The organism is Dyadobacter sp. Leaf189 (assembly GCF_001424405.1).
Lineage (GTDB): Bacteria > Bacteroidota > Bacteroidia > Cytophagales > Spirosomataceae > Dyadobacter.
Window position 1 is genome coordinate 925,228 of record NZ_LMPS01000004.1, and the last position, 23,684, is coordinate 948,911.

Below are 23,684 nucleotides of genomic sequence, written 5' to 3' on the forward strand. Positions count from 1 at the left end.
AGATCCTGTTTACTGCTTCATGCAGATTTAAAAAGTGTTTTAAGAATCCTACCAATGGAGCAAAGAGTTGCCAATTCACTGAAAATTTTGACGGACGCGGATAAAGAAGCTTGTGAGACTGTCCGTATTTCAGAAAACGAGCCTGCGTCCAATAAAAAGAGGCTTTTTATAGAAAGTTATGGCTGCCAGATGAATTTTTCTGACAGCGAAATCGTGGCATCGGTCATGCGGGAGGCGGGATTTGCTACTACCTCCGATGTGGAAGATGCAGATTTGATATTCCTGAATACCTGCGCTATCCGCGACAATGCCGAGCAGAAAGTGCGGAACAGGTTAATGCACCTGAATTTTATCAAGAAAAGAAAACCAGGAACACTGATCGGCGTACTGGGGTGTATGGCAGAGAGGCTGAAAGCGCAGTTGCTGGAAGAGGAAAAAATGGTCGACATCGTGTCCGGCCCAGACGCTTACCGAGACTTGCCCCGGCTGGTTATGGAAGCCGGCAGCGGACAGAAAGGGGTAAATGTGTTTTTATCAAGAGAGGAAACTTACGCCGATATCGCTCCCATTCGTCTGAACTCAAATGGCGTAACGGCGATGGTGTCCATTATGCGGGGATGCGATAATATGTGCAGCTTTTGTGTGGTACCATTTACGCGTGGCCGCGAGCGCAGTCGTGATCCTCATTCCATTGTAAAAGAAGCAGCGGATCTGTTCCGCGACGGGTACCGTGAGGTGACTTTGCTTGGCCAGAATGTAGACAGCTACAAATGGGAGAACAGCGTCAACTTTGCCCAGCTGCTTGAAATGGTTGCGCAGGTACATCCGGATTTGAGGGTCAGGTTCAGTACTTCGCACCCGAAAGACATTACGGATGAAGTTTTATATACCATTAAAAAGTACGATAACATCTGTAAATACATCCATTTACCCGCCCAAAGCGGTAATAGCCGGATTCTTGATCTGATGAACCGTACTTACGATCGTGAATGGTATCTCAGCAGAATCGACAGCATTCGCCGGATACTCGGCGATGAATGCGGGATTTCGCACGATATGATCACCGGCTTTTGCACGGAAACTGAGGAAGAGCACCAGGATTCGATATCGCTGCTGGAATACGTTCAGTTTGATTTCGGATATATGTTCTCATACTCCGAACGTCCTGGTACATTGGCGGCGAAGAAATTTGCAGATGATATTCCTGCCGATGTGAAACAAAGAAGGCTGGCGGAAATGATTGACGTACAGCAGCGCATTTCACTGGAAAGAAACAAAAGACTGATCGGTACGGTTCAGAAAGTACTCATTGAAGGAACATCAAAACGTTCGGAAGAGGATTTCTCGGGCAGGATCGATCAGGGCAAAAAGGTGATTTTCCCCCGGGAGAATTTCAAAAAAGGTGATTATGTGCACGTACTGATCACGGAATGCACGGCTGCCACTTTGAGAGGAAAAATCGTGGCCGAAGTTGAAGCCGTTTTATAATTATTACAAAGCCGGACAAGCTTCCGGCTTTTTAACTTAATAGCCAGGAGCCAGTGGCTATTGCGAACAGCTATTTGAATGAATCCTACTGAAATACAATCCATTAAAAACCGCTTCGGGATCATCGGTACATCACCGGGACTAAACCACGCAATCAATGTGGCGATCCAGGTGGCAGCAACCGATCTTACCGTGCTGATCACGGGGGAAAGCGGAAGCGGGAAAGAATCCTTCTCTAAGATCATACACAGTCTCAGCTCCCGCAAACACGGTCCGTTTATAGCGATCAACTGCGGAGCTATCCCGGAAGGAACAATTGACTCTGAACTATTCGGGCACGAAAAAGGCGCATTTACAGGCGCATTGGATGCACGTAAAGGGTATTTTGAAACAACCAACACCGGTACCATTTTCCTGGATGAAGTGGGCGAAATGCCGTTGGGAACACAAGCAAGATTGCTTCGCGTGCTTGAAAACGGCGAATATATACGCGTAGGTTCTTCCAAAGTTTTAAAAACCAATGTGCGCGTAGTAGCGGCCACGAATGTAAACCTGCTCGATGCAGTAAATAACGGAAAGTTCAGAGAAGATCTTTACTATCGTCTGAATACCGTTCCTATTTACGTTCCGCCACTGCGCGATCGGGGAGAAGATATTCTGCTGCTTTTCCGAAAGTTTACAAACGATTTCTCTGAAAGATACCGGACCAAACCCGTCAGATTGGATGCGGAAGCGAAGGACCTGCTGTTGCAATATGCATTTCCAGGAAATATCCGCCAACTCAAAAATATCGCCGAGCAGATTACAATCCTCGAAACAGACAAGGACCTGCCGATCAGCACGGAAAGATTGAATCATTACCTGAATCCCGTTCAGCCTTCCAGCCGCAAGGCGCTCGTTACATTGCGCAACGGTGAAGACTCAGCGAGCTCATTTTCAGAACGGGAGCTGCTGTATAAAGTACTTTTCGATATGCGCCGGGATATGACAGAGCTGAAAAAGCTTGTCAGGAATGTACTGGAAAATGAAAAGTATGGGGGTGATATATTGAAAGACCACCAGGAGTTATTCAGCTCGATAAACAACATTGAGCCAACCATTAACACTCCGACCATTGAACCAGCGCGCCTCCTTTCGCCTCCCCCGCCCCGTACCGTGGATCTGGACCGCTATTCTGACGAACGCAGCGAGATCGAAGATGTGGTGCACGTTTCGGCCGAAGAGGAATCATTGTCGCTGGAAGACAAGGAGAAGGAAATGATCATCAAAGCATTGCGAAAGAACAACAACAAACGAAAGTATGCAGCCAATGCATTAGGCATTTCCGAAAGGACGTTATACAGAAAAATCAAGCAGTATGATATTGAAGAATAAAGCCCGGCGCGGGAGCGTGGGCAAAGTGAATTTCAGGAAGGTGCTCGCCGTTTTATTGGTACTGCACAGCTCATTTTTCCTGTCGGGCTGCGGCGTGTATTCGTTTACAGGCACCAACCTCTCTCCTGACATTAAGACATTTAGCATACTTAACTTCACAATGGGAACTGCCGGCGGCCCGTCGGACCTGCCGCAAAGGTTAACAGAGGATTTGAAAGAATACTTTCAGCGGAATACCAGCCTTACCAGCCAGCCCGGCGGCGGCGACCTCGTTTTAGAAGGTTCTGTTACAGGATACGACGTACTTCCGGCCGCTCCGACCGCGAATGACCAGGCAGGATTGAACAGGCTCAACGTGACTATCCAGGTTCGGTATACGAATGCAAAAGACGAAACGAAGAACTTCGACCAATCTTTCACTTACTATGCGGATTTCCCTCAGGATCAGACTTTAAACCAGAATGAAGCACGGCTTTTGCCGACAATCCGCGAAAACCTGGTACAGCAGATTTTCAATAAATCAGCCGCCGACTGGTAAGAGCAGGTCGATTTTACTTAATTTCAACCCTCCAAATCTAACAGAGTAGCCGGTTATGGCCATTATTGAGAAAGACACATTCAACCGGCTTGTTAAAGAACCTGCACAAACTGGCAGTGACCTGATTCCTACGCTGGAAGCGACAATCAAGGCATTTCCTTACTTCCAGATCGCGCATTCACTTCTTGCAAAAGCGACTGTCGGTTCTGAAAAGCTGGACGAAACCCGGCCGCGTGCCGCAGTGTATGCCCTGAGCCGCATTGCATTGCAGCAACTGATAGAAAATGATACAGACCGCTATGAAGCTGTTGTTACAATTCAGGAGCCGGCAGAAATCCCCGAGATTATTGAGCCGCAAAACGGCGAAGACATTCTGATCTCAGATGTGGAGCAGCAAGCCACGGCAGCGTCTGTCTTAAAGTCAGAAGAGCAAAAGCGCCAGCAACAGATTATTCAGGGTTTTATGAAGAAAAACCCACGGATCAACAGGCAGGATAATAACCTCGAACCCGTCGAGATTGATCTAAGGGGAAGAGTCGCCGAGTCTTGGGAAGGAACCATTGAGACCGAAGCATTTGCAAAAATTCTGATCCGTCAGGGCAAAATCGAGAAAGCAATTGATGTATACCAAAAATTGATCTTGAAAAAACCGGAAAAAAGAAATTACTTTGCGAAAAAGTTGAGCGAATTATATCGCTAACAGTAGAATGCAGAACTTTGGCTGTCAGCTCTCAGCTTTCGGCTCTTAATATTCGGTCATTCAATCATTTAGTCATTCAATCATTTTATATTATATAAGGCATGTATTTAGGTTTGATTATTCTCGTGGCGATTGTCGCAGTGTTATTGATTCTGGTAGTTTTGGTTCAAAACTCAAAAGGTGGCGGACTATCGAGCGAGTTTAGCGGTGCCGGTACTACGCAAATGTTTGGTGTAAAGAAAACAACAGATTTGCTGGAACAAATTACCTGGGGACTTGCAAGTGCAATTATTCTGATCTCACTTGGATCATACATTGTAATCGGAGGTAACCAAGATACAGGTGGTATTAACAGTGTGAACGTGGAAAGAGCACAGAATGCAGTAGTACCAGGCGGCAAAATCGCTCCGGCACCGGCAGGCACCGCACCGGAAGGCACTGCTCCTGCTCCGGCGGAAACTTCACCTGCAACTCCTGCTGCACCGGCTGATACAACAAAATAAGAAACAGGAATTATGTCAAAGGGGTCGTGATGATGCATCACGACCCCTTTTTTGTTTACACAGAATACAGATCAGGTAATGTTGATCTCTTTCATAACCAGCTTCTTCGCCACCGGCAAGAGTGTCTCGTGTAAAGGATAATCGTATTTTGACTCAATGATGTAAGTAGCGGGATTTGGCAGTGACTTATTCTTTTTAGTCAGATCCACTTTAATCTGCGGAACTGTATAACCGATCCCGATCCTGACCGTTTCGAGAAAACGCGTTTTAAGCACCCGCTCTTTCAATTCATCATACAATGCAACCTGGTACTGAAACACACTGACCAGCGGCTGAAAAGTATGTAAAAACAGCAGATACCCTTCCTGCAAACGCAACGGCACAATGCCCACAGGTGAAATTCTGACATTCTCGGACACTTCCGTAAACCGCTCGGTACCCTGCTCAATGCTTTTGGATAACCTCGGTATAGCAAAGTCAAGAATGTAATTCAGGTCTTCCATATACGGATCGTCCTGGTGCGTCTCTTCGTATTTAAGCTGCCACGTTTTCAGGTCAATGCCGGTCAGGTTCTTGGGAATGGCGGTTTTAATGGAGCTTTTGTTGGCGCGAATACTGAGACAGGCATCGAAATGGAATTTCAGGTCCGGCAAATGCGGGTGCAGCCTGTTAACATCAAACTCGCGGTTAATGTGCTGTAAATAAGCGAGCAGCACGTACTTCTTGTATTCAAAATCAAAAACACCTTCGGTCAACCAGTTTTTTTGGAGGTTTATCATAGCGCGTTCTTATTTGGTGCCGATAAAATTTAGGCATTTTCATAACACAAAGCAATCATTCACTTTTACTGACACCCGAATAGTCTTATAGTTATATGTACCCGCCGATGAGTACAAATTTGTCACATTCGCCGGAAAAAATGTCAGAGCTGAAATGCCTGGCATAGATTGTGCTTACCGATAGTCAGTCAAATCTATTACTGACAAATCTCAAAAAACAAACGTTTAATATTTATGTCAACTTTAGCAGAAATACAAGTGAACGTACAACCTTTGGCTGATCGTGTTCTTGTAGAGCCAGCGCCAGCAGAAGAAAAAACTGCATTTGGTATCATTATCCCTGATACTGCAAAAGAAAAGCCACAGCGTGGAACCGTAGTTGCCGTTGGTCCGGGTAAAAAGGATGAACCACTTACAGTGAAAGTAGGCGATACTGTATTGTATGGCAAATACTCAGGTACTGAATTGGCATATGAAGGAAAAGATATCCTGATTATGCGCGAATCGGACATTTACGCCATTATCGGTTAATCTGTCCGACATTATTATTCATTAAGTTTCTCTTAAAGTTTTTTCAAATTATTAACTGTTATGTCTAAGAAAATATTTTTTGACACAGAAGCACGCGACAAAGTAAAGCGCGGTGTGGACACATTGGCTGACGCCGTTAAAGTTACATTGGGACCTCGCGGTCGTAACGTGGTGATCGATAAAAAATTCGGTTCTCCAAGCATCACCAAAGATGGTGTTACTGTTGCCAAAGAAATTGACCTGAAAGATCCTATCGAAAACATGGGAGCTCAGCTGGTGAAAGAAGTTGCTTCTAAAACTGCTGACTCTGCGGGTGACGGTACTACAACTGCAACTGTATTGGCACAGGCGATCTACTCGATCGGTGTGAAAAACGTAGCAGCTGGTGCTAACCCAATGGACCTGAAACGTGGTATCGACAAAGCTGTTTCGATCATCGTTAAAGATCTTGAAGGACAGAAAAAAAATATATCTACTTCCAAGGAAATCGCTCAGGTTGCTACTATTTCAGCAAACCATGACGAGGAAATCGGTAATATGATTGCTGAGGCGATGGAGAAAGTAGGAAAAGAAGGTGTTATCACTGTTGAAGAAGCGCGTGGTACTGAAACAGAAGTTAAAACTGTGGAAGGTATGCAGTTTGACCGTGGTTACCTGTCTCCATACTTCGTAACAAACACAGAGAAAATGGAAGCTGAATTGGAGCGTCCATACATCCTGATCTCTGAGAAGAAAGTTTCTTCAATGAAAGAATTGCTTCCTGTTCTGGAAGCAGTAGCTCAAACCGGCCGCCCTTTGCTTATTTTGGCAGAAGATGTTGACGGAGAAGCACTTGCTACATTGGTAGTAAACAAAATCCGTGGTGCATTGAAAGTAGCTGCTGTTAAAGCTCCTGGTTTCGGTGACCGTCGTAAAGCAATGCTGGAAGATATCGCGATCATCACTGGCGGTACTGTAATTTCAGAAGAGCGCGGTTTCAAATTGGAAAATGCAACTCTGGAATACCTGGGTACTTGCGAAAAAGCGATCATCGACAAAGACAATACTACTTTGGTTAACGGTTCAGGCAACTCTGAAGACATTCAGGGCCGCGTAAACCAGATCAAAGCGCAGATCGAAAATACAACTTCTGACTACGACCGTGAAAAATTGCAGGAGCGTCTTGCAAAACTTTCAGGTGGTGTGGCTATCCTTTACATCGGAGCTGCAACTGAGGTTGAAATGAAAGAGAAAAAAGACCGCGTTGACGATGCATTGCACGCAACACGTGCTGCTGTTGAAGAAGGTATCGTTGCAGGTGGTGGTGTAGCTTACATCCGCGCAACTGCTGCTTTGGAAGGCGTTGAAGGCTCTAACGAAGACGAAAAAACCGGTATCAACATCATCCGCGTAGCTTTGGAAGCTCCTTTGAGAACAATCGTTTCCAACTCAGGTCAGGAACCATCGGTTGTTGTACAAAAAGTGAAAGAAGGAACTGGCGCTTACGGTTACAACGCGAAAGACAATGTTTACACAGACCTTCTGGAAGCTGGTATCATTGACCCTAAGAAAGTTTCGCGTTTGGCTCTTGAAAACGCAGCATCTATCGCAGGCTTGTTGTTGACAACAGAATGCGTAATTGCTGACGAGCCAGAAGAAGCTCCTGCTGCTGGTGGCCATAGCCACGGTGGTGGAATGGGTGGAATGATGTAATTCCAATCTCATCTGATAAAAAGAAAAACCGTCGGGACATCCTGACGGTTTTTTGTTGTTAATGAATTTTGAAATATCCGCGTGAAAACTTTCGGCGGCTATCTGCGATACTCAACGTTATGAAAAACTTCCTTATTTAGACGTACATCCGGAAGTTTGGTCACATATTTTGAGCTATTTATTTTATTGATCACGAAAGCATCTGTCCGTCCTGCATTACAAGGCGCCTGTCGGCCATTTCAGCAAGATCCTCGTTGTGGGTGACAATGATAAATGCCTGTCCGAATTCATTCCTTAGCTTGAAGAAAAGCTGGTGCAGCTCCAATGCATTATGGGAATCTAAATTACCGCTTGGCTCGTCGGCGAGTACGATTGCAGGATTGTTCAAAAGTGCCCTGGCCACTGCCACACGCTGCTGCTCGCCACCCGAAAGCTGCGAAGGCAAATGGTCCATCCGGTTGGACAAGCCCAGCATAGCAAGCAGCTCCTTCCCTCTCCCGATGATCTGCTTTTCACCCGCATTTCCATTGATATACCCGGGCATACACACATTTTCAAGCGCTGTAAACTCGGCTAGCAGATTGTGAAACTGGAATATAAAGCCGATTTTTTCATTCCGGAACCGCGCCAGGTCTTTGTCTTTCTGACTAAAAACATTCACCCCGTCGATAATCACTTCTCCCTCTTCGGGCCGGTCCAAAGTCCCCAGAATATGCAGGAAAGTACTTTTCCCTGCACCCGACGGACCGACAATTGCCACCACTTCTCCTTTTTTAACTTCCAGATCAATTCCCTTCAAAACCTGTAAAGAACCATAAGTGCGACGGATCCCGTTCGCCTGAAGTAAATTCATGATCTGATTGAAGATAATTGAGCTTATTCCTTCGCCCGTTTTGATTAATTCCTTAATTTGCCTCGAAAATACCAATTTACTTTTATACTCATGAATATTCACGAATATCAAGGCAAAAGCGTTCTTAAAAAATACGGTGTGCGTATTCAGGAAGGACTCGTAGCCGACACTCCCGATAAAGCGGTGGAAGTTGCACGCGAGTTGAGCCAGCAAACAGGCACCAAATGGTATGTAGTTAAATCCCAGATTCATGCCGGTGGCCGTGGTAAAGGCCGCATCGTTGGTACTGAGCAGCGTGGTGTTGCTCTTGCAAAATCAGTGGAAGATGTAAGAACAATTTCTAACAATATTCTGGGTAAAGTATTGGTGACACACCAAACCGGACCGGACGGAAAACGCGTAAATAAAGTACTTATCGCAGAAGACGTTTACTACCCGGGTGTGAGCGAGCCAAAGGAATACTATTTGTCTATTCTCCTGGATCGCGGCAGAAACTGCAATGTGATCATGGCCAGCACTGAAGGCGGTATGGACATCGAAGAAGTTGCTGAGCATACTCCTGAAAAAATCATGAAGGAATGGATCGATCCAAAAGTTGGATTGCAACCTTTCCAGGCTCGTAAAGTGGCTTTTGCTCTTGGACTTGAAGGCGATGCTTTCAAAGAAATGGTGAAATTCATTACCTCACTTTACAAAGCTTACGTAGAAAGTGACTCATCGATGTTTGAAATCAACCCGGTTTTGAAAACATCTGACAATAAAATACTTGCTGTTGACGCAAAAGTTGACCTGGATGACAACGCATTGTACCGTCACCCGGAACTGGCTGAAATGCGTGATACTAACGAAGAAGATCCATTGGAAGTAGAAGCGGGTGCAAATAACCTGAACTACGTAAAACTGGACGGAAACGTAGGTTGTATGGTAAATGGCGCCGGACTTGCGATGGCAACAATGGACCTTATCAAACTTTCGGGCGGCGAGCCTGCTAACTTCCTGGATGTTGGAGGTGGCGCGAATGCACGTACCGTTGAAGCAGGTTTTCGCATTATCCTGAAAGATCCGAATGTAAAAGCAATCCTGATCAACATTTTCGGTGGTATCGTTCGTTGCGACCGCGTAGCCGCCGGTGTTGTGGAAGCATACAAAGCGATCGGCGAAATTCCTGTACCTATTATCGTTCGTCTGCAAGGAACCAATGCAGAAGAAGGCGCAAGAATTATCAACGAATCAGGTTTGAAAGTATCTTCGGCGATTGAGTTCAAAGAAGCTGCTGCCAAGGTGTCTGAGGTACTAGCTGAATTGGGCGTTTAAGAAATAGTATCAACCTTAGGTGGATAAAGTACATTTGTCACCCTGAGCGGAGTCGAAGGGGCGCTACTGCCTAGTAGTAGCGCCCCTTCGACTCCGCTCAGGGTGACAAGCTTTTTTATGCGAGCAAAGCCCACAACAACATTACCACCACAAAGCTCACCACCCCCTGCAAGCCAGTCAGAATCGTATGCGTGCGATAGGTATCTCTTGCTGAAATGCCGGTAAACTGTGACACGACCCAGAACCATGCATCGTTGGTATGTGACACCACCATTGCACCACTGCCTACTGCCATTACTACAAGCGTGATTTGAACGGAAGTAATGAAGCCCAGTGAAGCAAGTAATGGCGCGAGTATGCTAGTTGTCAACACCATGGAAGAGGTGGTTGAACCCTGCGCCGTTTTGAAGAATGCAGCGATCAGAAATGCAATCAGCAACAAGTAGCCGCCAGACATTTCGTTCGACAATAACCACTCACTTACCATTTCCTTTAAATGCGTCTCTTTCAGAATGGCGCCGAAAGCGCCGCCTGCGCCGACCAGCACAAGCGTGGTACCGCAATGCTCAATGCCACTTTTAAAACAGGACATCATCCGTTCAGCGGCATTTTCGGGGAATAAAGAATAACTGAAAAAGATAGCCAGCAGGAACGAAACAAGCGGACTTCCAAAGAATCCCAGCCACTCCGTCCACTGCTTGGGAAAGTGGAAGATACTGGCGAAAGAAGCAAGTGTGATCAGCAGAATAGGAAGCACAATGGGCATAAAAGCTTTCCAGGCTGGCGGAAGCTGTCTTTCCGGGACTAGCACCGGCTCCTCGACAGCCGCTTCGGTCGTAATCTCTATGTTGCGCGCGAATTTCTGGGCAAACCAGGTGGAAAGAAACAAACTGGGCACGGACACTATCAAGCCGATTAAGATCACCAGACCGACCGAATCGGCTATACCCAGGTTACCCGCGGCGGAAAGTGGCCCGGGCGTAGGCGGAACGAGTGTATGCGTTGCAAACAAACCACCAGACAGTGACAATGCGATTGTACCCAGCGGCCTGCCTGTTCTTTTCGCAACGATCTGATTGAGCTTATGCAAAATGATAAACCCTGAATCACAGAAAACAGGAATACCGACAATCCCGCCGATAACTGACATTGCAAATGCAGGATGTTTTTCACCAAACAACTTTAATATCACGTCAGCTACCTTGATTGCTGCGCCTGATTTATCCAGGATGGCGCCGATTACGCAACCGAGAATAACCATCAAACCGATCTTGGACATTAATTCTCCAAATCCCTTTCCGATGGTTTCAGCCAGTTTATCAATAGGAAGCCCTACAAAAACCCCTACTCCTATCGCCGCCAGCAGCAACCCAACAAGCGGGTGCAGCTTGAACACGGTTGAACTGAGAACAATAAAGACAATGGCGGCAAATACAATGAAAATGATCATGAATGCTGTGTTACAGAAGTTTCATAACCGCATCATCGCCCATTACCGCATTTGCAGGCCGGGGATTGGCCTCGTTAAATACTTCCAGCTCCTTTTGGCTCAGCACTTTGGCTGGCGTCTCGTCGATATTGCCCTGGGCATCAGTAACTGATTTCAAATCCAGCCGGAGATGCTTTGCCATGAAAGCATACATCGCCTTCCTTTTGGAAGGCCCGAAATCATGCTTTTCGTCAGCCAGGTGAACTGCTTCCAGCTGATTTGTTTTCCCGTACAAACTGTAAATGTTTTTAATAAAAGGATATTCTACCTCTGGCGTATTCTTGGTCCAGTCGCCGCCGTCGGAGATCAGGATCATCGGCCGGGGCGCAGCCAGCGCGGCTATTTCCACATTGTTGGTCTGGTAGTCACCTTTTTTATGAATGGGCAAACCACTTTCGCAAACACAGCCTCCGAAGAAGTACGCTGAAACCATCACCACCGGAACGGACACCTTTACACGATCGTCCAATGCAGCCAGCAGGAAAGTCTGCGTGCCACCGCCTGACTCACCGGTAACTGCTATTCTATCGGGATCGACACCGGGGATTGACAGGAGATAATCGAGCGACCGGATGCTGTTAATCGTCTGAAGCTTTAATGCTTTGGGCATTTTATGCTCGCATTGCCTGGCGTCGCCCTGCCCAATCATATCCCATACGAAAACAATCGCCCCCATTCGTGCGAGTGTCGCACAACGTTTCTGGGTTTGCTCCCTGAAACGTCCGTGCGGATTTTCACCGTGCCCGTGCGGCGCCAGGATACCCGCATAAGATTTTTGCTTTTTCAATGGCCGGTAAAGATTTCCAGTTACATAAATGCCCGGCATACTCTCGAATGCGACACTTTCAATGGAATATCCGTCCATTTCCTTGCGGCTGTGAACGATCGGTTTTGAAGTTGGTTTGGGAGGCAGAGTTTGCAAATCCATACCCTCGCGAATCTGCTTTCTGATCTGGGCAGCCCGGGTTTCCCACGCCAGCTTGGAAGTTACTTTGTGTTTTTCAAGAAACTCTCTCCCCTGCTCCTCAGTAAAATAAGCGCCCTGACAAAGCTCAACAGCTTGCCCGAAACAATGTAACTGAAACAAGAACAGACCAGACAAAACAAGAACAATTGCCTTCATTTGTAAAAAATAATAAGCGTTAAGGTGTTTTGTGAAAAAGCATCGCCCGGGAAGAACTACTGCTTCGTTAGCTATCAGCTTCCGGCTGTCGGCGGTCAGCTTTTGCCGAGTGCTTCCTGGTAGCAAGCTACCAACTAGCCCCTTCAATCAAGACTAACTTCTTTGCCGATAAAACAAAAAGCCGAAAGCCGATTGCTACAGCCGACAGCCCCCTCACAATATTGCCACCTTTATATACTTCTCGATAATTTTTGCCTCTGCGCGGTTTACTGTGCCTTTATATTCTCCGTCGATCTGGAAATGGGCTTCTTTGTCGAGGCATTCTATAATGGCGTGTTTTACGGATATTACCTTCATGATTTCAGGGTTGAAATCGGTATTGCCTGCCAGTATCTTCGCGGTCTCGATGAAGTCCAGCTTCTTGGCGATGACGAGCTCGAAAAGTCCGTCGGACATATCGCCCATGGGATTGATCGTAACGCCTGTGCCGTACTTCTGTGCATTCGCGATGATGACAATCAATGCGTCTGTTTCGATTACTTCGTCGGGAGTGGTAATTTTGGCCAGGAAGTTTTCATGTTCGCTGAGCGTTTTCAGCATTTCACGCGCATAACCCAGCTTGCCGCGGGTTTCACTGTTCTCATAGTTTTTGACCAATAATGCATTTAAACCCAAATCACTTAAATGCAGGCTGATATCTCCATTGATCGACACTGCATCCATGTGCATGATATTGCTTCCGAAAGCAACCTCCATGGCCTGGTCGATAGCACCAGATAACCCAAAATCAACCGAAAGCCCATTTGCTGAACCAGCAGGAATAATGCCCATAATGATATCAACACCATAAACTGCCTGCGCTACCAGCGAGATAGTTCCGTCGCCGCCGGCAACCAGTACACGCTCCGGTTTGATCTCATGGACCATATCCCGGATTTGTTCGAGATCATGCTCTCCTGTAGTTGAATACATGCGCAACTCATACCCCTCTGCCTCTGTTTTTTCAATGGCCTTTTCAAAAATGACATCCTTGTTGACGTCGCCGGAGATCGGATTAACAACCAGCAAAACTTTTCGTTCTGAAAACATAATGGCTAAATTAGGGTCGTAAAGTCTAAGTGGGTTAAAGATAGTTATGAAACGTTGTGACTTAAAACTGTATCGCGGCTATGCGAATAAAACGGAACTGGTTGTTTTTGGACATGTTGTTAGAAAATATCCTTCCGGAGATCGTAAATACACGCGCAGCGGTTTCCGTTACGCAAGAACGATCATTGAACTGTTCTCCATTAAAACCATTCCGTTCCTGAAAGTAGTACTCAAAGTAGGTAACCTGACTGCTGAAACAACCGCCGAGGCAGACGGATATTTCCGGTTTCAGGTACCTTTTACAGAGAGCATGCCGAGCGGCTGGCATACGTTTGAAGTGAGCGTTGACGAGGAGGTAAATGGAAAAAAGTACCAGGCGACGAGCACAGAGGAGTTTTTCCTGCCTTATAAAACTTCTTACGGGCTGATTTCGGACATAGACGACACATTCCTGATCTCGCACAGCCGTCGCTCTTTCCGCAAGCTTTTCGTGTTGCTGGCGCGGAATGTACAGGCGAGGAAGCCTTTTGATGATGTGGTAAAACATTACCAGCTCCTCTCATTTGCCAGTCGCACCCATCCCCAGAAAGAGAGTAACATCTTCTTCTATGTTTCCAGCAGCGAATGGAATCTGTACGATATGATCGTCAGGTTTGCCGAGCTGAACGGACTGCCGAAGGCGATTTTAAAACTGAAAAAGATAAAATCCGGGCTTGATGATTTTGTAATGACGGGTGCGGGCTCGCATGTACATAAGCTGAGGAAAATCCATAACATCATCAACTTCTACCCCGAGCTGCAGTTTATTTTACTGGGCGACGATTCGCAGAAAGACCCTGAGATTTACGAAGAGATCTGCCGGACTTTCCCTACCAATATCCGTGCTGTTTACATCAGGCAAACCAGAAAACGGAGCAGGCCCGACACAACGGTTTTGATCAAAAGTATCCAGGACCAGGGCATTGACGCCTGCTACTTCGCACATAGCAATAAGGCGATCATTCATTCGCTCGATCAGGGCATTGTTTTCCAGACGCCAGCCGAGCCGCTTACCGAAATCATTCCCAAAGAAATCATCGAAAATCAGTCCCCAAAAACATCTTAACAGGTTAAGATTAACTTTTATAAATGGAAATATCACACATACTGAATGAACTGGGCGAAGACAGGAGCCTCTATTTCAATGCTGTTGCGCCACCGATTATTCAGTCCAGCAACTTTGCTTTTGATACTTTTGAAGATCTGAAAAAGGCATTTGACGATGAGGATTCTGCCTTTTTGTATTCACGGGGAAAAAACCCAACCATTGAAATCCTGCGAAAGAAACTGGCCGCGCTCGACGGAGCGGAGGATGCGCTGGTATTCAACAGCGGCTCTTCGGCTATTTTTGCTGCTGTACTCGCGAATGTAAAAAGTGGCGACCACATTATCTCGGTTGATAAACCTTACAGCTGGGCCTGGCGGATGTTCGACAACATGCTGCCACGCTTCCAGGTCACTACCACCTACATTGACGGTACCCGGATAGAGAACTTCGAGCAGGCGATACGACCAGAAACGCGCATTATCTACCTGGAATCCCCCAACTCAAATACCTTCGAAATCCAGGATCTGCGGGCTGTGGCCAGGCTTGCAAAAGAGCGCGGCATTATCACGATCGTTGATAACAGCTACTCCTCCCCCATTCACCAGCGACCGATCGAATTAGGCATTGACCTTTCCCTGCAGTCAGCGACCAAGTACCTCGGCGGGCATAGTGATACCGTAGCTGGCGTTCTGACAGGCGGACGGGCTATGCTTCACAAGATATTCAATGAGCAACTGCTGAATGCAGGCTCGGGCATATCGCCATTCAATGCGTGGCTGATCCTGCGGGGATTACGTACCTTGCCGATGCGGCTTAAACATATCACGGCGAGCACGGAAAAAGTAATCGCATTCCTGAAAACACACCCGAAAATTGAAAGGGTTATCTTCCCTTTTGATGTTGATTTCCCACAAGTTGAACTGGCAAAACAGCAAATGTCGGGTGCCTGCGGTTTGCTGACCATCGTTTTGAAAGCAGACTCGCATGCGTCCATTGAGAGGTTTACCTATTCATTGAAACACTTTCTGGTAGCTGTTTCCTGGGGCGGGCACGAATCGCTGATCCTGCCGCAGGCTGCGGGAATAGGGCCCGATGCATTTGACGCAGATATTGAAAAGCACAGAATGGCGCGCTTGTACATCGGTTTGGAAGACGCGGATTACCTGATCAGCGATCTGGACCAGGCGCTCGCTGTACTTTAAACTGACAAATATGAAGAAGATACTGATCGTCGAAGACGACCGCAGAATCGCCCAGAATATCTTTCGCGGACTGGTAGCAGAACATTTTGAGGCAGAAATAGCCTATGATGGTATTACCGGAAAGCAGCTGGCGCTGGACAAAAAGTTTGACCTGGTACTCCTGGACGTGAATTTGCCAGGAATGAAAGGGTACGAAGTCTGTCAGCAAATACGGATTTACAAGCCGGCGCTGCCCATTATCATGCTTACCGCGTACGGAGAAATTGAGGACAAGATCGAGGGACTGAACCGTGGCGCTGACGATTACATTGTCAAGCCATTTGATTTCAGAGAGCTTTTGGCCCGCATTAATGCCGCATTGCGCGTGTCGGTGCTCAACAATCCCGAAACGACAGATACCATATTACGGATTGCGGATCTAGAAATGAATCTGGGTACCAAGCAGGTGAAACGCGCAGGTAATGTGATCGATCTGACAGCAAAGGAGTTTGCATTGCTTGAATACTTCCTGCAGCACCGCGGAAGGGTAGTATCCAAAATGGACCTGGCAGAACACGTCTGGCACCTTAACTTCGATCCGGGAACCAATGTAGTGGAGGTATATATCAATTATTTACGTAAAAAAGTAGATAAGGATTTTGCCGTAAAACTGATCCATACCCGCCCCGGAATGGGCTATATCATGAAAGAAGAGTAAAGTTCCTATGAAAATAAAAGACCGGATCGCATTGCAGTTCACGCTACTTGTAGCGGCGATACTTCTTTTGTTTTCATTTGCGATTTACAGCGTTTCCGAGCATTACAGGCAGGAGGAATTTTATGACCGGCTAAAAAGCAGGGCACAAACTACCTGCCGGCTACTGGTAAAGGTAAAAGGCATCGACAAGGATCTGCTCAAAGCAATTGACCAGAATACATTATCGGAAATGCTGGATGAAAAGGTTTTGATCTTTGACAAAGAGAATGATATGATCTATTCCAGTGTCGACGACAAGCTCCTGACCTACCGGAAATCACTGCTGGATGAAGTGCGCGAGAAGAAGTATATAGAATTCCATCAGGGTGAAAATGAGGTGATCGGGTTATTCTACCAGGATGACAGTGAGCCGCTTGTGGTACTGGCTTCTGCTTACGATACTTTTGGCCACAGCAAGCTTGCTAACCTGAAAAATACACTGGGCTGGGGTTTACTCGCGGGCATTGCGGTGACAGTGGGACTGGGCATTTACTTTGCCGGCAATGCGCTCCGGCCGATCAACCGGATCAACGGGCAGATATCACTTATTACCGCACAGAACCTGTCCCAGCAACTCGACGAGGGAAACAGGAAAGATGAAATCGCCCAGCTCGCCATTAACTTCAACACCGTTCTCGACCGCCTTAACAAAGCTTTTGAACAACAAAAAAGCTTTGTATCCCACGCTTCGCACGAGTTGCGCACGCCGCTGGCTGCATTGAAATCGGAGATACAGCTCGGGCAGCGATTTACTACCAGTAATCCCGACCTGGAAGAAGTATTCAACAACTTGTCATCGGACACCGAACGGCTGATCAGCATAACCAATAACCTGTTGTTTCTTGCAAGATCACTGGAAAACGTGGGCAACCTGAAAATGGCACCTGTGCACATTGAAGATCTTGCATTCCTGGCAAAAGAAGAATTACTGGCTGCCCACCCGAACTACGAGGTGATCATCGGGTACGAAACGATCCCTGAAAACGAGAACGAAACCGTAATCAAAGGGAATGAGGAGTTACTAAAAAGGGTTTTCTCCAATCTGCTGGATAATGCCTGCAAATATTCCTCCAACCATCAGGCGCAGATCATCATTTCATCTAATGCAAAATCCTGCATTGTGAAAGTGAAAGACAATGGGATCGGGATCAGCCAGGAGGATATTCCGCACATCTTCAGTCCATTTTTCAGATCATCGAATGCGTCGGGCGTGCCCGGTTTCGGCATTGGTTTGTCCATTTGCCAGCGGATTGTTGAACTCCATCACGGCAACATTTCAGTGACCAGTGAACTTGGTGCAGGTAGCGAGTTCCGGGTTCAACTCAGTCATGTATAGGCTCGGCCTTTTTTTCCCCTGAATCCCCTGAAGGGGACTTTGCGTTGTCCCCTATGACCTCCTCAGAGGGGTCTGGGGAATTCTAATTTTTTTCTAACGTTATTTTAAGCCTGCTGTAATACTGCCGTCCGAATATCGCATCATTCTAAAACAGAAATTATGCGAACCTATTTCATCGGGCTGCTTATCTTAACCGTTAACGGTTTACACGCACAGGATACCCTCAAACTCACTATCAGGCAGGCTGATAGTCTTTTCCTCCAGAACAACCTCGAACTGCTTGCGGAGAAATACCAGATCGATATTGCAAAATCGATTGAAATCCAGGACAAGCTCTGGAACAACCCCACATTTGGCGTCGAGATCAATGCTTACAGTCCCTCACGCGGCGCATTTGACGTTGGTAAAAATGGTCAGAAAGTTTTCACGATCTCCCAGCTGATCACCCGTGCCGGGAAGCGTAACAAACAAGTCGCACTCGATGTAGAGAGTACCCGCAAGAGCGAGTACCAGTTTTATGACCTCGTTCGTACGCTCAAATTCGAGCTGCGCCAGAACTTCTTCGAGACCTATTATCTGGAACAAACCGTCGCATTGTACGACACCCAGATCAATACGCTGAATACCACTGTCAGCGCTTTTGAAAAGGAATATGCACGAAAGAACATTTCACTGAAAGAGGTGGTACGCCTGAAAGCGCTGCTCTTTCAGCTTACGAATGACCGGGCAGATATCCTCTTTGAACTTCAGGAAAACCAGCGGGACCTTCGCACGCTGCTGAACACCGAGCGGCCCGTTAAGTCCGTGGTGGACAGCTCCGATATCCGAAGGTATCAGCTTGACAGGTATACGCCGGCTGCATTGAAAGACAGAGCATTACAAAGCCGCGCCGACTTGAAAGTCGCACAATCGCTGACGAAAGAAGCAGAACTTAATTACACGCTGCAAAAAGCACTGGCCGTGCCGGACATTGAGGTCGGAGCGATTTATGATCAGGCGAGTAATTATGTCAATAATTATTTCGGTGTAAATGCGGCGATTTCCCTGCCCTTTTTCAACCGGAACCAGGGAAATATCAGGGCCGCCAAAAGCAACATCAGCTACTACAAAACCGCCGAAAATGCTCGCCAGAACAGTGTAGGTAATGAAGTTGACGCGGCTATCCAGAAGGTTGGGATTGCCGAAAAAGCTTATCAGAGTGTTGAAAATCAATTTACAGATCAGTTTCAGCTACTTAGCAGCGGCATTTACGACAACTTCCAAAAACGCAACATTACCCTCCTCGAATTCATCGATTTTATCGAAACCTACAACGAGAGCATCAAGGAATACAACCGCCTGCAAGCTGATCGCATTAAGGTCTACGAGGAACTGAATTACGTAGTTGGCGAAGAGCTATTCAACTGATAATCATACAAATCGAACAAATTTAATGGCCTGGCCACTTTTATAATGATCAAAAATATAATCTACTCCGCCGCGCTTGCCGCAATGGGCCTCAGCTTCGGGGCTTGTGAAAAAAAGCAGGCAGATGCCGAAGAGTCAAAAGCATTTATGCTGTCGGATACAATGATGAGCCGCATTAAGCTGGATACAGTACAAACGGAGCCCGTCCGCAATGAGCTGACACTCGTCGGCAAGGTGGTACCCGATGAAAATCAAGTGATTAAGGTATACCCGCTGGTAGGCGGCAATGTGGAAGAGGTGGATGTAGAGCTAGGCGATAATGTGCGCAAAGGTCAGAAACTTGCTGTGATACGCTCGGGTGAAGTGGCGGATTTTGAGCGGCAGATGATCCAGGCGCAGTCAGACCTGCTGGTGGCTCAGAAGAACCTCTCCTCCACCGAAGACCTGTTCGAAAGCAAGCTGGTTCCTGAGCGCGACGTAATCTCTGCCCGCCAAATGGTTGACAAAGCGCAGGCGGAACTGAGCCGGGTGAAGGAAATCTTCTCTATTTATGGTCTGGGTAAATCCACCAACTACACCGTCAAGTCGCCAATCAATGGATTTATCATCGACAAAAACGTAAACCGCGGCATGCAGCTGCGATCCGACAATTCAGAGAGTCTTTTCACTGTCGGACAAATTGCCGATGTGTGGGTAATGGCGAATGTAAACGAAAGTGATATTCCAAGAATAAAGCTCGGAATGGCGGCAGATGTACGTACGATCAGCTTTTCGGATGAAGTGTTCAAAGGAAAGGTAGACAAGATCTACAATGTGCTCGACCCGGATACCAAGGCGATGAAGATCCGCATTCAGCTTCAAAATGTAGGTTTCAAGCTCAAACCCGAAATGCATGCAACCGTGAGCCTCAATTTTGAGGAAGGAAGCGAAATGCAGGCGATACCATCTCAGGCCATCATTTTTGACCGAAGTAAAAACTGGGTAATGGTATACCACAGCCGCAGCAAAATCGAAACCCGTCCCGTAGAAGTATACCGTTCTCTGGCCAACAGAACCTACATTAAATCCGGCCTTCAACCCGGCGAAACAATCATTTCCAAGAACCAGCTACTGGTTTATGATGCGCTGAATGATTAATAGGAGATAAGGGAGGATAGAGCAAAGGGAAGATGGAGCGTTCACTGCTTCCTCCCTCCTCCCTCCCCCCCCCTTCTTCCCCCCTTTTACAACATTCAATCATTCATTCATTCAATCATTCAAAATTGCATTCATGAACAAATTCATCCGAGGAATCGTAGGGTTTTCTTTGAAAAACCGGTTCTTCATATTTTTCCTGACAGGCTTGTTGATTGTCGCAGGCGTTGTCAGCTACCGCGATACGCCGCTCGAAGCTTTTCCGGACGTTACCAACACGCAGATTATTATAGTAACCCAATGGAATGGACGCAGCGCAGAGGAAATCGAGCGGTTTGTAACCGTGCCCATTGAAGTGGCCATGAACTCTGTACAGCAGAAATCCAATGTGAGGAGTACCACGATGTTCGGACTGAGCATTATCAAGATTATTTTTGATGATAACGTCGAAGACTTCTTTGCCCGGCAACAGGTTAACAACCAGCTCAGAAACATTTCGCTTCCCGAAGGTGTAGAGCCTGACGTACAGCCGCCTTACGGGCCGACCGGTGAAATTTTCAGGTTTACATTGAAAAGCAAAGACCGCGACAGCCGCGAGCTGTTGACCTTACATAACTGGGTAATTGACAGACAACTGCGCAGTATTCCCGGCGTGGCAGATGTGGTTGCATTTGGCGGAAGGGAGAAGATTTATGAAGTGCAGGTTAACCCTACCAAGCTGGTTAAGTACAACATTACGCCCCTGGAAGTGTACCAGGCTGTAACCAAAAGCAATATCAATGTAGGCGGCGATGTAATTGAGAAAAACGGGCAGGCTTATGTGGTGAGAGGCATCGGATTGCTCAACTCCATTCCTGATATTCAGAACATTATCGTTGAATTTGTAAAGGATAACCCGGTGCTCGTGAAAGACGTAGCCGATGTACGTGAGTCGGATATGCCGAGGGTTGGTCAGGTAGGTTTGGATCAAAATGATGATGTGGTGGAAGGCATCGTCGTGCAGCGAAAAGGTGAAAACCCGAGCGAAGTACTGGCGCGTATAAAGGATAAGGTGAATGAATTGAACACCAAAATCCTGCCCCCGGATGTCAAAATGGTGACCTTTTATGATCGTGACAATCTGATTGAATTTTGTGCACATACCGTAAAGCATAACCTCCTGGAAGGGATTGTGCTGGTAACTGTGATCGTCTTCATTTTTATGGCCGACTGGCGCACCACGGTCATTGTGTCGATCATCATTCCGCTTGCATTGCTCTTTGCATTTATGTGCCTTAAACTGATGGGCATGTCGGCTAACCTGCTTTCCATGGGCGCCATTGATTTCGGGATCATTATAGATGGAGCCGTGGTAATGGTAGAAGGCATATTTGTGGCGCTCGACCGCCTTGCGCATAAAAATGGAATGGAGCGGTACAACAAGTTGTCCAAACTCGGGCTTGTGAAAACCACCGGCGGCGAGCTGGGAAAAGCGATTTTCTTCTCCAAGCTGATCATTATCACCGCATTGATCCCCATTTTCAGTTTCCAGAAAGTGGAAGGTAAAATGTTCACTCCCCTCGCCTACACACTGGGTTTTGCCCTGCTGGGCGCATTGCTCTATACGCTTACGCTCGTCCCCGTGCTTTGCTCCATCCTGCTCCGTAAGAACGTCCGGGAGAAAAGTAACCCGATCGTACGGTTCTTCGATAATACGGTTACGCGCGGTTTCGAATGGTGTTATGCAAGAAAAAAGATCAGTGTCATACTGGCGATGGCTTTCCTGGCGACTTCGCTGTTTTCCGCCAAATTCCTTGGTACCGAATTTCTGCCGACATTGAATGAAGGCGCGCTTTGGGTGGAAGCAAAAATGCCGATGAGCAGCTCGCTGAATGAAACGATCAAGATGGTAAGTACACTGCGGGCAAAACTGAATGAATTCCCGGAAGTGAATGGCGTGCTGTCACAAACCGGCCGCTCCAATGACGGTACCGACCCATCGGGATTCTATTATGTGCAAATGCAGGTAAACCTGAAACCAAAAGAAGAATGGAAACGGAAGATCACGCAAGATCAGCTGATCGAGGAAATGGACAAAAAACTCAAACAATTCCAGGGGATCAACTATAATTACTCACAGCCGATCATCGACAATGTGGCCGAAGCAGTAGCGGGGATGAATGCGAGTAATGCAGTGAAAATCTACGGCGACGACCTGGAAACGCTGAATACCAAAGCCAATGAAGTGCTGGAAGCGATCAAGGATGTGCCCGGGATCAAGGATGTGGGAATTTTAAGAAATATCGGCCAGCCCGAAGTCAGCGTGATTTTGCATGATCATAAAATGGCGCAGTACGGTGTTAGCATTGCCGATGCACAAGCTGTGATTGAAATGGCGATCGGTGGTAAAACTGCTTCGATACTTTATGAAGGCGAGCGCAAATTTGATATACGCCTGCGTTACGAAGAACAATACCGGCGTACAGTAGACGATATCCAGCAGCTGATGGTACCGACACTTACAGGTGGCAAAATCCCATTGAAAGAGATTTCCTCGATTCGCACAGTCACCGGACCTGCATTCGTGTACCGCGACAACAACAAACGTTTCATCGGGGTGAAATTCTCAGTCCGCGAACGTGACCTGGGAAGTACCATTGCCGACGCGCAGAACCGGGTTAAACCAATACTCAAAAATCTGCCGAAAGGTTATTCTGTAAACTGGTCGGGTGAATTTGAAAACCAGGTTCGTGCCACAGCCCGCCTCGGACAAGTAGTACCGATCAGTCTTGTCGGCATATTTATCCTCCTATTCATTATGTTCAGCAATGCGAAAGATGCCGGTCTGGTGTTGATCAACGTACCTTTTGCCCTCATCGGCGGCATCCTGGCATTGCATATTACGCACATGAACTTCGGTATATCCGCGGGTGTAGGCTTTATTGCATTGTTTGGCCTCTGCGTCCAGAACGGGGTCATTCTGATCTCTGTTTTTAACAAAAACCTGGCTGCCAGAATGCCGCTGGACGATGCGATAAGAGAAGGTGTAAAATCAAGGATCAGGCCGGTAATTATGACTGCATTAATGGCCGCGATTGGTCTGCTGCCAGCCGCTACGTCAACCGGAATTGGTTCGGAAACACAGAAGCCGCTGGCGATCGTTGTAATCGGGGGGTTAATTACTGCCACAGTACTCACATTGCTGATCTTCCCGATCATCTACGAATTCTTCAATCGTAAACAAAAGAGAGCATACGTCAATTCGTAAAGTTGCGGTGAGGCTTATACGTGTATGATCCGACCCGGAAGAGTGACTGCCTGTACTACTTT

At 47.0% G+C, this 23,684-nt stretch carries 20 protein-coding genes; 15 read left to right on the forward strand and 5 right to left on the reverse strand.

Annotated elements, in window-relative coordinates; all coding sequences use genetic code 11:
* Positions 1-54: 54 nt before the first annotated feature.
* The 5 genes from miaB (at position 55) to secG (ending at position 4,603) form a co-directional block, all read left to right on the forward strand.
* Entirely contained in the window at positions 55-1,488 is a 1,434-nt protein-coding gene (gene miaB / locus ASG33_RS13155; protein ID WP_056285585.1) for a tRNA (N6-isopentenyl adenosine(37)-C2)-methylthiotransferase MiaB, read from the forward strand.
* A 78-nt stretch (positions 1,489-1,566) separates the two neighbouring features.
* A complete protein-coding gene (locus ASG33_RS13160) occupies positions 1,567-2,862 on the forward strand; it encodes a sigma-54-dependent Fis family transcriptional regulator (RefSeq protein WP_056285589.1) in 1,296 nt (431 codons plus the stop codon).
* On the forward strand, positions 2,846-3,400 hold the full coding sequence (lptE, locus tag ASG33_RS13165) for an LptE family protein (protein ID WP_229238637.1): 555 nt from the start codon (positions 2,846-2,848) through the stop codon (positions 3,398-3,400). The genes ASG33_RS13160 and lptE overlap by 17 nt, the downstream gene beginning before the upstream one ends.
* A 55-nt stretch (positions 3,401-3,455) precedes the next feature.
* Positions 3,456-4,100 (forward strand): hypothetical protein, encoded by a 645-nt coding sequence (locus ASG33_RS13170; RefSeq protein WP_056285592.1) that lies wholly within the window; start codon positions 3,456-3,458, stop codon positions 4,098-4,100.
* A gap of 101 nt (positions 4,101-4,201) precedes the next feature.
* A complete protein-coding gene (gene secG / locus ASG33_RS13175; RefSeq protein WP_056285595.1) occupies positions 4,202-4,603 on the forward strand; it encodes a preprotein translocase subunit SecG in 402 nt (133 codons plus the stop codon).
* Between the two features lie 71 nt (positions 4,604-4,674).
* Here secG and ASG33_RS13180 read toward each other — a convergent pair whose 3' ends face one another.
* A complete protein-coding gene (locus tag ASG33_RS13180; protein WP_056285597.1) occupies positions 4,675-5,382 on the reverse strand; it encodes a hypothetical protein in 708 nt (235 codons plus the stop codon).
* A gap of 234 nt (positions 5,383-5,616) precedes the next feature.
* Here ASG33_RS13180 and groES point away from each other — a divergent pair, with 234 nt between their 5' ends.
* Both groES and groL read left to right on the forward strand, forming a co-directional pair.
* On the forward strand, positions 5,617-5,913 hold the full coding sequence (groES, locus tag ASG33_RS13185) for a co-chaperone GroES (protein WP_031526862.1): 297 nt from the start codon (positions 5,617-5,619) through the stop codon (positions 5,911-5,913).
* 60 nt (positions 5,914-5,973) lie between these two features.
* Complete coding sequence (gene groL, locus ASG33_RS13190) at positions 5,974-7,605, forward strand: chaperonin GroEL (protein ID WP_056285602.1); 1,632 nt, start codon at positions 5,974-5,976, stop codon at positions 7,603-7,605.
* A gap of 190 nt (positions 7,606-7,795) precedes the next feature.
* On the opposite strand, the gene ASG33_RS13195 is transcribed toward groL, so the two are convergent.
* Positions 7,796-8,458: an ABC transporter ATP-binding protein gene (locus tag ASG33_RS13195; RefSeq protein WP_056286536.1), complete on the reverse strand. Its 663-nt coding sequence runs from the start codon at positions 8,456-8,458 to the stop codon at positions 7,796-7,798.
* 90 nt (positions 8,459-8,548) lie between these two features.
* Between ASG33_RS13195 and sucC the strand changes: the two genes are divergently transcribed.
* Entirely contained in the window at positions 8,549-9,772 is a 1,224-nt protein-coding gene (gene sucC, locus ASG33_RS13200; protein WP_056285604.1) for an ADP-forming succinate--CoA ligase subunit beta, read from the forward strand.
* A 115-nt stretch (positions 9,773-9,887) separates the two neighbouring features.
* On the opposite strand, the gene ASG33_RS13205 is transcribed toward sucC, so the two are convergent.
* The 3 genes from ASG33_RS13205 to ASG33_RS13215 all read right to left on the reverse strand — a co-directional run bounded on the left by ASG33_RS13205 (position 9,888) and on the right by ASG33_RS13215 (position 13,473).
* On the reverse strand, positions 9,888-11,222 hold the full coding sequence (locus ASG33_RS13205; protein WP_056285615.1) for a GntP family permease: 1,335 nt from the start codon (positions 11,220-11,222) through the stop codon (positions 9,888-9,890).
* A 10-nt stretch (positions 11,223-11,232) separates the two neighbouring features.
* The gene (locus ASG33_RS13210) at positions 11,233-12,384 is read right to left on the reverse strand and encodes a S9 family peptidase (RefSeq protein ID WP_056285618.1); all 1,152 of its coding nucleotides are present in this window, start codon (positions 12,382-12,384) and stop codon (positions 11,233-11,235) included.
* A gap of 213 nt (positions 12,385-12,597) precedes the next feature.
* Positions 12,598-13,473, reverse strand: a complete 876-nt coding sequence (locus ASG33_RS13215) for a diacylglycerol kinase family protein (protein ID WP_056285621.1) — start codon at positions 13,471-13,473, stop codon at positions 12,598-12,600.
* Positions 13,474-13,519: 46 nt separating this feature from the next.
* On the opposite strand from ASG33_RS13215, the gene ASG33_RS13220 reads away from it, so the two are divergent.
* The 7 genes from ASG33_RS13220 (at position 13,520) to ASG33_RS13250 (ending at position 23,622) form a co-directional block, all read left to right on the forward strand.
* The gene (locus ASG33_RS13220; RefSeq protein WP_056285624.1) at positions 13,520-14,578 is read left to right on the forward strand and encodes an App1 family protein; all 1,059 of its coding nucleotides are present in this window, start codon (positions 13,520-13,522) and stop codon (positions 14,576-14,578) included.
* Positions 14,579-14,601: 23 nt separating this feature from the next.
* On the forward strand, positions 14,602-15,762 hold the full coding sequence (locus ASG33_RS13225) for a PLP-dependent aspartate aminotransferase family protein (protein WP_056285627.1): 1,161 nt from the start codon (positions 14,602-14,604) through the stop codon (positions 15,760-15,762).
* Positions 15,763-15,772: 10 nt separating this feature from the next.
* Positions 15,773-16,459, forward strand: a complete 687-nt coding sequence (locus ASG33_RS13230) for a response regulator transcription factor (RefSeq protein ID WP_056285629.1) — start codon at positions 15,773-15,775, stop codon at positions 16,457-16,459.
* A gap of 7 nt (positions 16,460-16,466) precedes the next feature.
* Entirely contained in the window at positions 16,467-17,834 is a 1,368-nt protein-coding gene (locus ASG33_RS13235; RefSeq protein ID WP_056285632.1) for a HAMP domain-containing sensor histidine kinase, read from the forward strand.
* A 159-nt stretch (positions 17,835-17,993) separates the two neighbouring features.
* Positions 17,994-19,241, forward strand: coding sequence for a TolC family protein (locus ASG33_RS13240; RefSeq protein WP_056285638.1), 1,248 nt, complete (start codon positions 17,994-17,996; stop codon positions 19,239-19,241).
* Positions 19,242-19,286: 45 nt separating this feature from the next.
* Positions 19,287-20,378: an efflux RND transporter periplasmic adaptor subunit gene (locus tag ASG33_RS13245; RefSeq protein ID WP_200942763.1), complete on the forward strand. Its 1,092-nt coding sequence runs from the start codon at positions 19,287-19,289 to the stop codon at positions 20,376-20,378.
* A 133-nt stretch (positions 20,379-20,511) separates the two neighbouring features.
* Positions 20,512-23,622 (forward strand): efflux RND transporter permease subunit, encoded by a 3,111-nt coding sequence (locus tag ASG33_RS13250; RefSeq protein ID WP_056285642.1) that lies wholly within the window; start codon positions 20,512-20,514, stop codon positions 23,620-23,622.
* Positions 23,623-23,684: the final 62 nt, after the last annotated feature.

Coding starts and splice junctions, on each gene's coding strand:
- groES (WP_031526862.1), top strand. CDS start 5,617: ATGTCAACTTTAGCAGAAATACAAGTGAACGTACAACCTTTGGCTGAT.
- groL (WP_056285602.1), top strand. CDS start 5,974: ATGTCTAAGAAAATATTTTTTGACACAGAAGCACGCGACAAAGTAAAG.
- lptE (WP_229238637.1), top strand. CDS start 2,846: ATGATATTGAAGAATAAAGCCCGGCGCGGGAGCGTGGGCAAAGTGAAT.
- sucC (WP_056285604.1), top strand. CDS start 8,549: ATGAATATTCACGAATATCAAGGCAAAAGCGTTCTTAAAAAATACGGT.
- miaB (WP_056285585.1), top strand. CDS start 55: ATGGAGCAAAGAGTTGCCAATTCACTGAAAATTTTGACGGACGCGGAT.
- ASG33_RS13210 (WP_056285618.1), bottom strand. CDS start 12,384: ATGAAGGCAATTGTTCTTGTTTTGTCTGGTCTGTTCTTGTTTCAGTTA.
- ASG33_RS13250 (WP_056285642.1), top strand. CDS start 20,512: ATGAACAAATTCATCCGAGGAATCGTAGGGTTTTCTTTGAAAAACCGG.
- ASG33_RS13215 (WP_056285621.1), bottom strand. CDS start 13,473: ATGTTTTCAGAACGAAAAGTTTTGCTGGTTGTTAATCCGATCTCCGGC.
- ASG33_RS13225 (WP_056285627.1), top strand. CDS start 14,602: ATGGAAATATCACACATACTGAATGAACTGGGCGAAGACAGGAGCCTC.
- ASG33_RS13240 (WP_056285638.1), top strand. CDS start 17,994: ATGCGAACCTATTTCATCGGGCTGCTTATCTTAACCGTTAACGGTTTA.
- ASG33_RS13205 (WP_056285615.1), bottom strand. CDS start 11,222: ATGATCATTTTCATTGTATTTGCCGCCATTGTCTTTATTGTTCTCAGT.
- ASG33_RS13220 (WP_056285624.1), top strand. CDS start 13,520: ATGAAACGTTGTGACTTAAAACTGTATCGCGGCTATGCGAATAAAACG.
- ASG33_RS13195 (WP_056286536.1), bottom strand. CDS start 8,458: ATGAATTTACTTCAGGCGAACGGGATCCGTCGCACTTATGGTTCTTTA.
- ASG33_RS13160 (WP_056285589.1), top strand. CDS start 1,567: ATGAATCCTACTGAAATACAATCCATTAAAAACCGCTTCGGGATCATC.
- ASG33_RS13245 (WP_200942763.1), top strand. CDS start 19,287: ATGATCAAAAATATAATCTACTCCGCCGCGCTTGCCGCAATGGGCCTC.
- secG (WP_056285595.1), top strand. CDS start 4,202: ATGTATTTAGGTTTGATTATTCTCGTGGCGATTGTCGCAGTGTTATTG.
- ASG33_RS13235 (WP_056285632.1), top strand. CDS start 16,467: ATGAAAATAAAAGACCGGATCGCATTGCAGTTCACGCTACTTGTAGCG.
- ASG33_RS13230 (WP_056285629.1), top strand. CDS start 15,773: ATGAAGAAGATACTGATCGTCGAAGACGACCGCAGAATCGCCCAGAAT.
- ASG33_RS13180 (WP_056285597.1), bottom strand. CDS start 5,382: ATGATAAACCTCCAAAAAAACTGGTTGACCGAAGGTGTTTTTGATTTT.
- ASG33_RS13170 (WP_056285592.1), top strand. CDS start 3,456: ATGGCCATTATTGAGAAAGACACATTCAACCGGCTTGTTAAAGAACCT.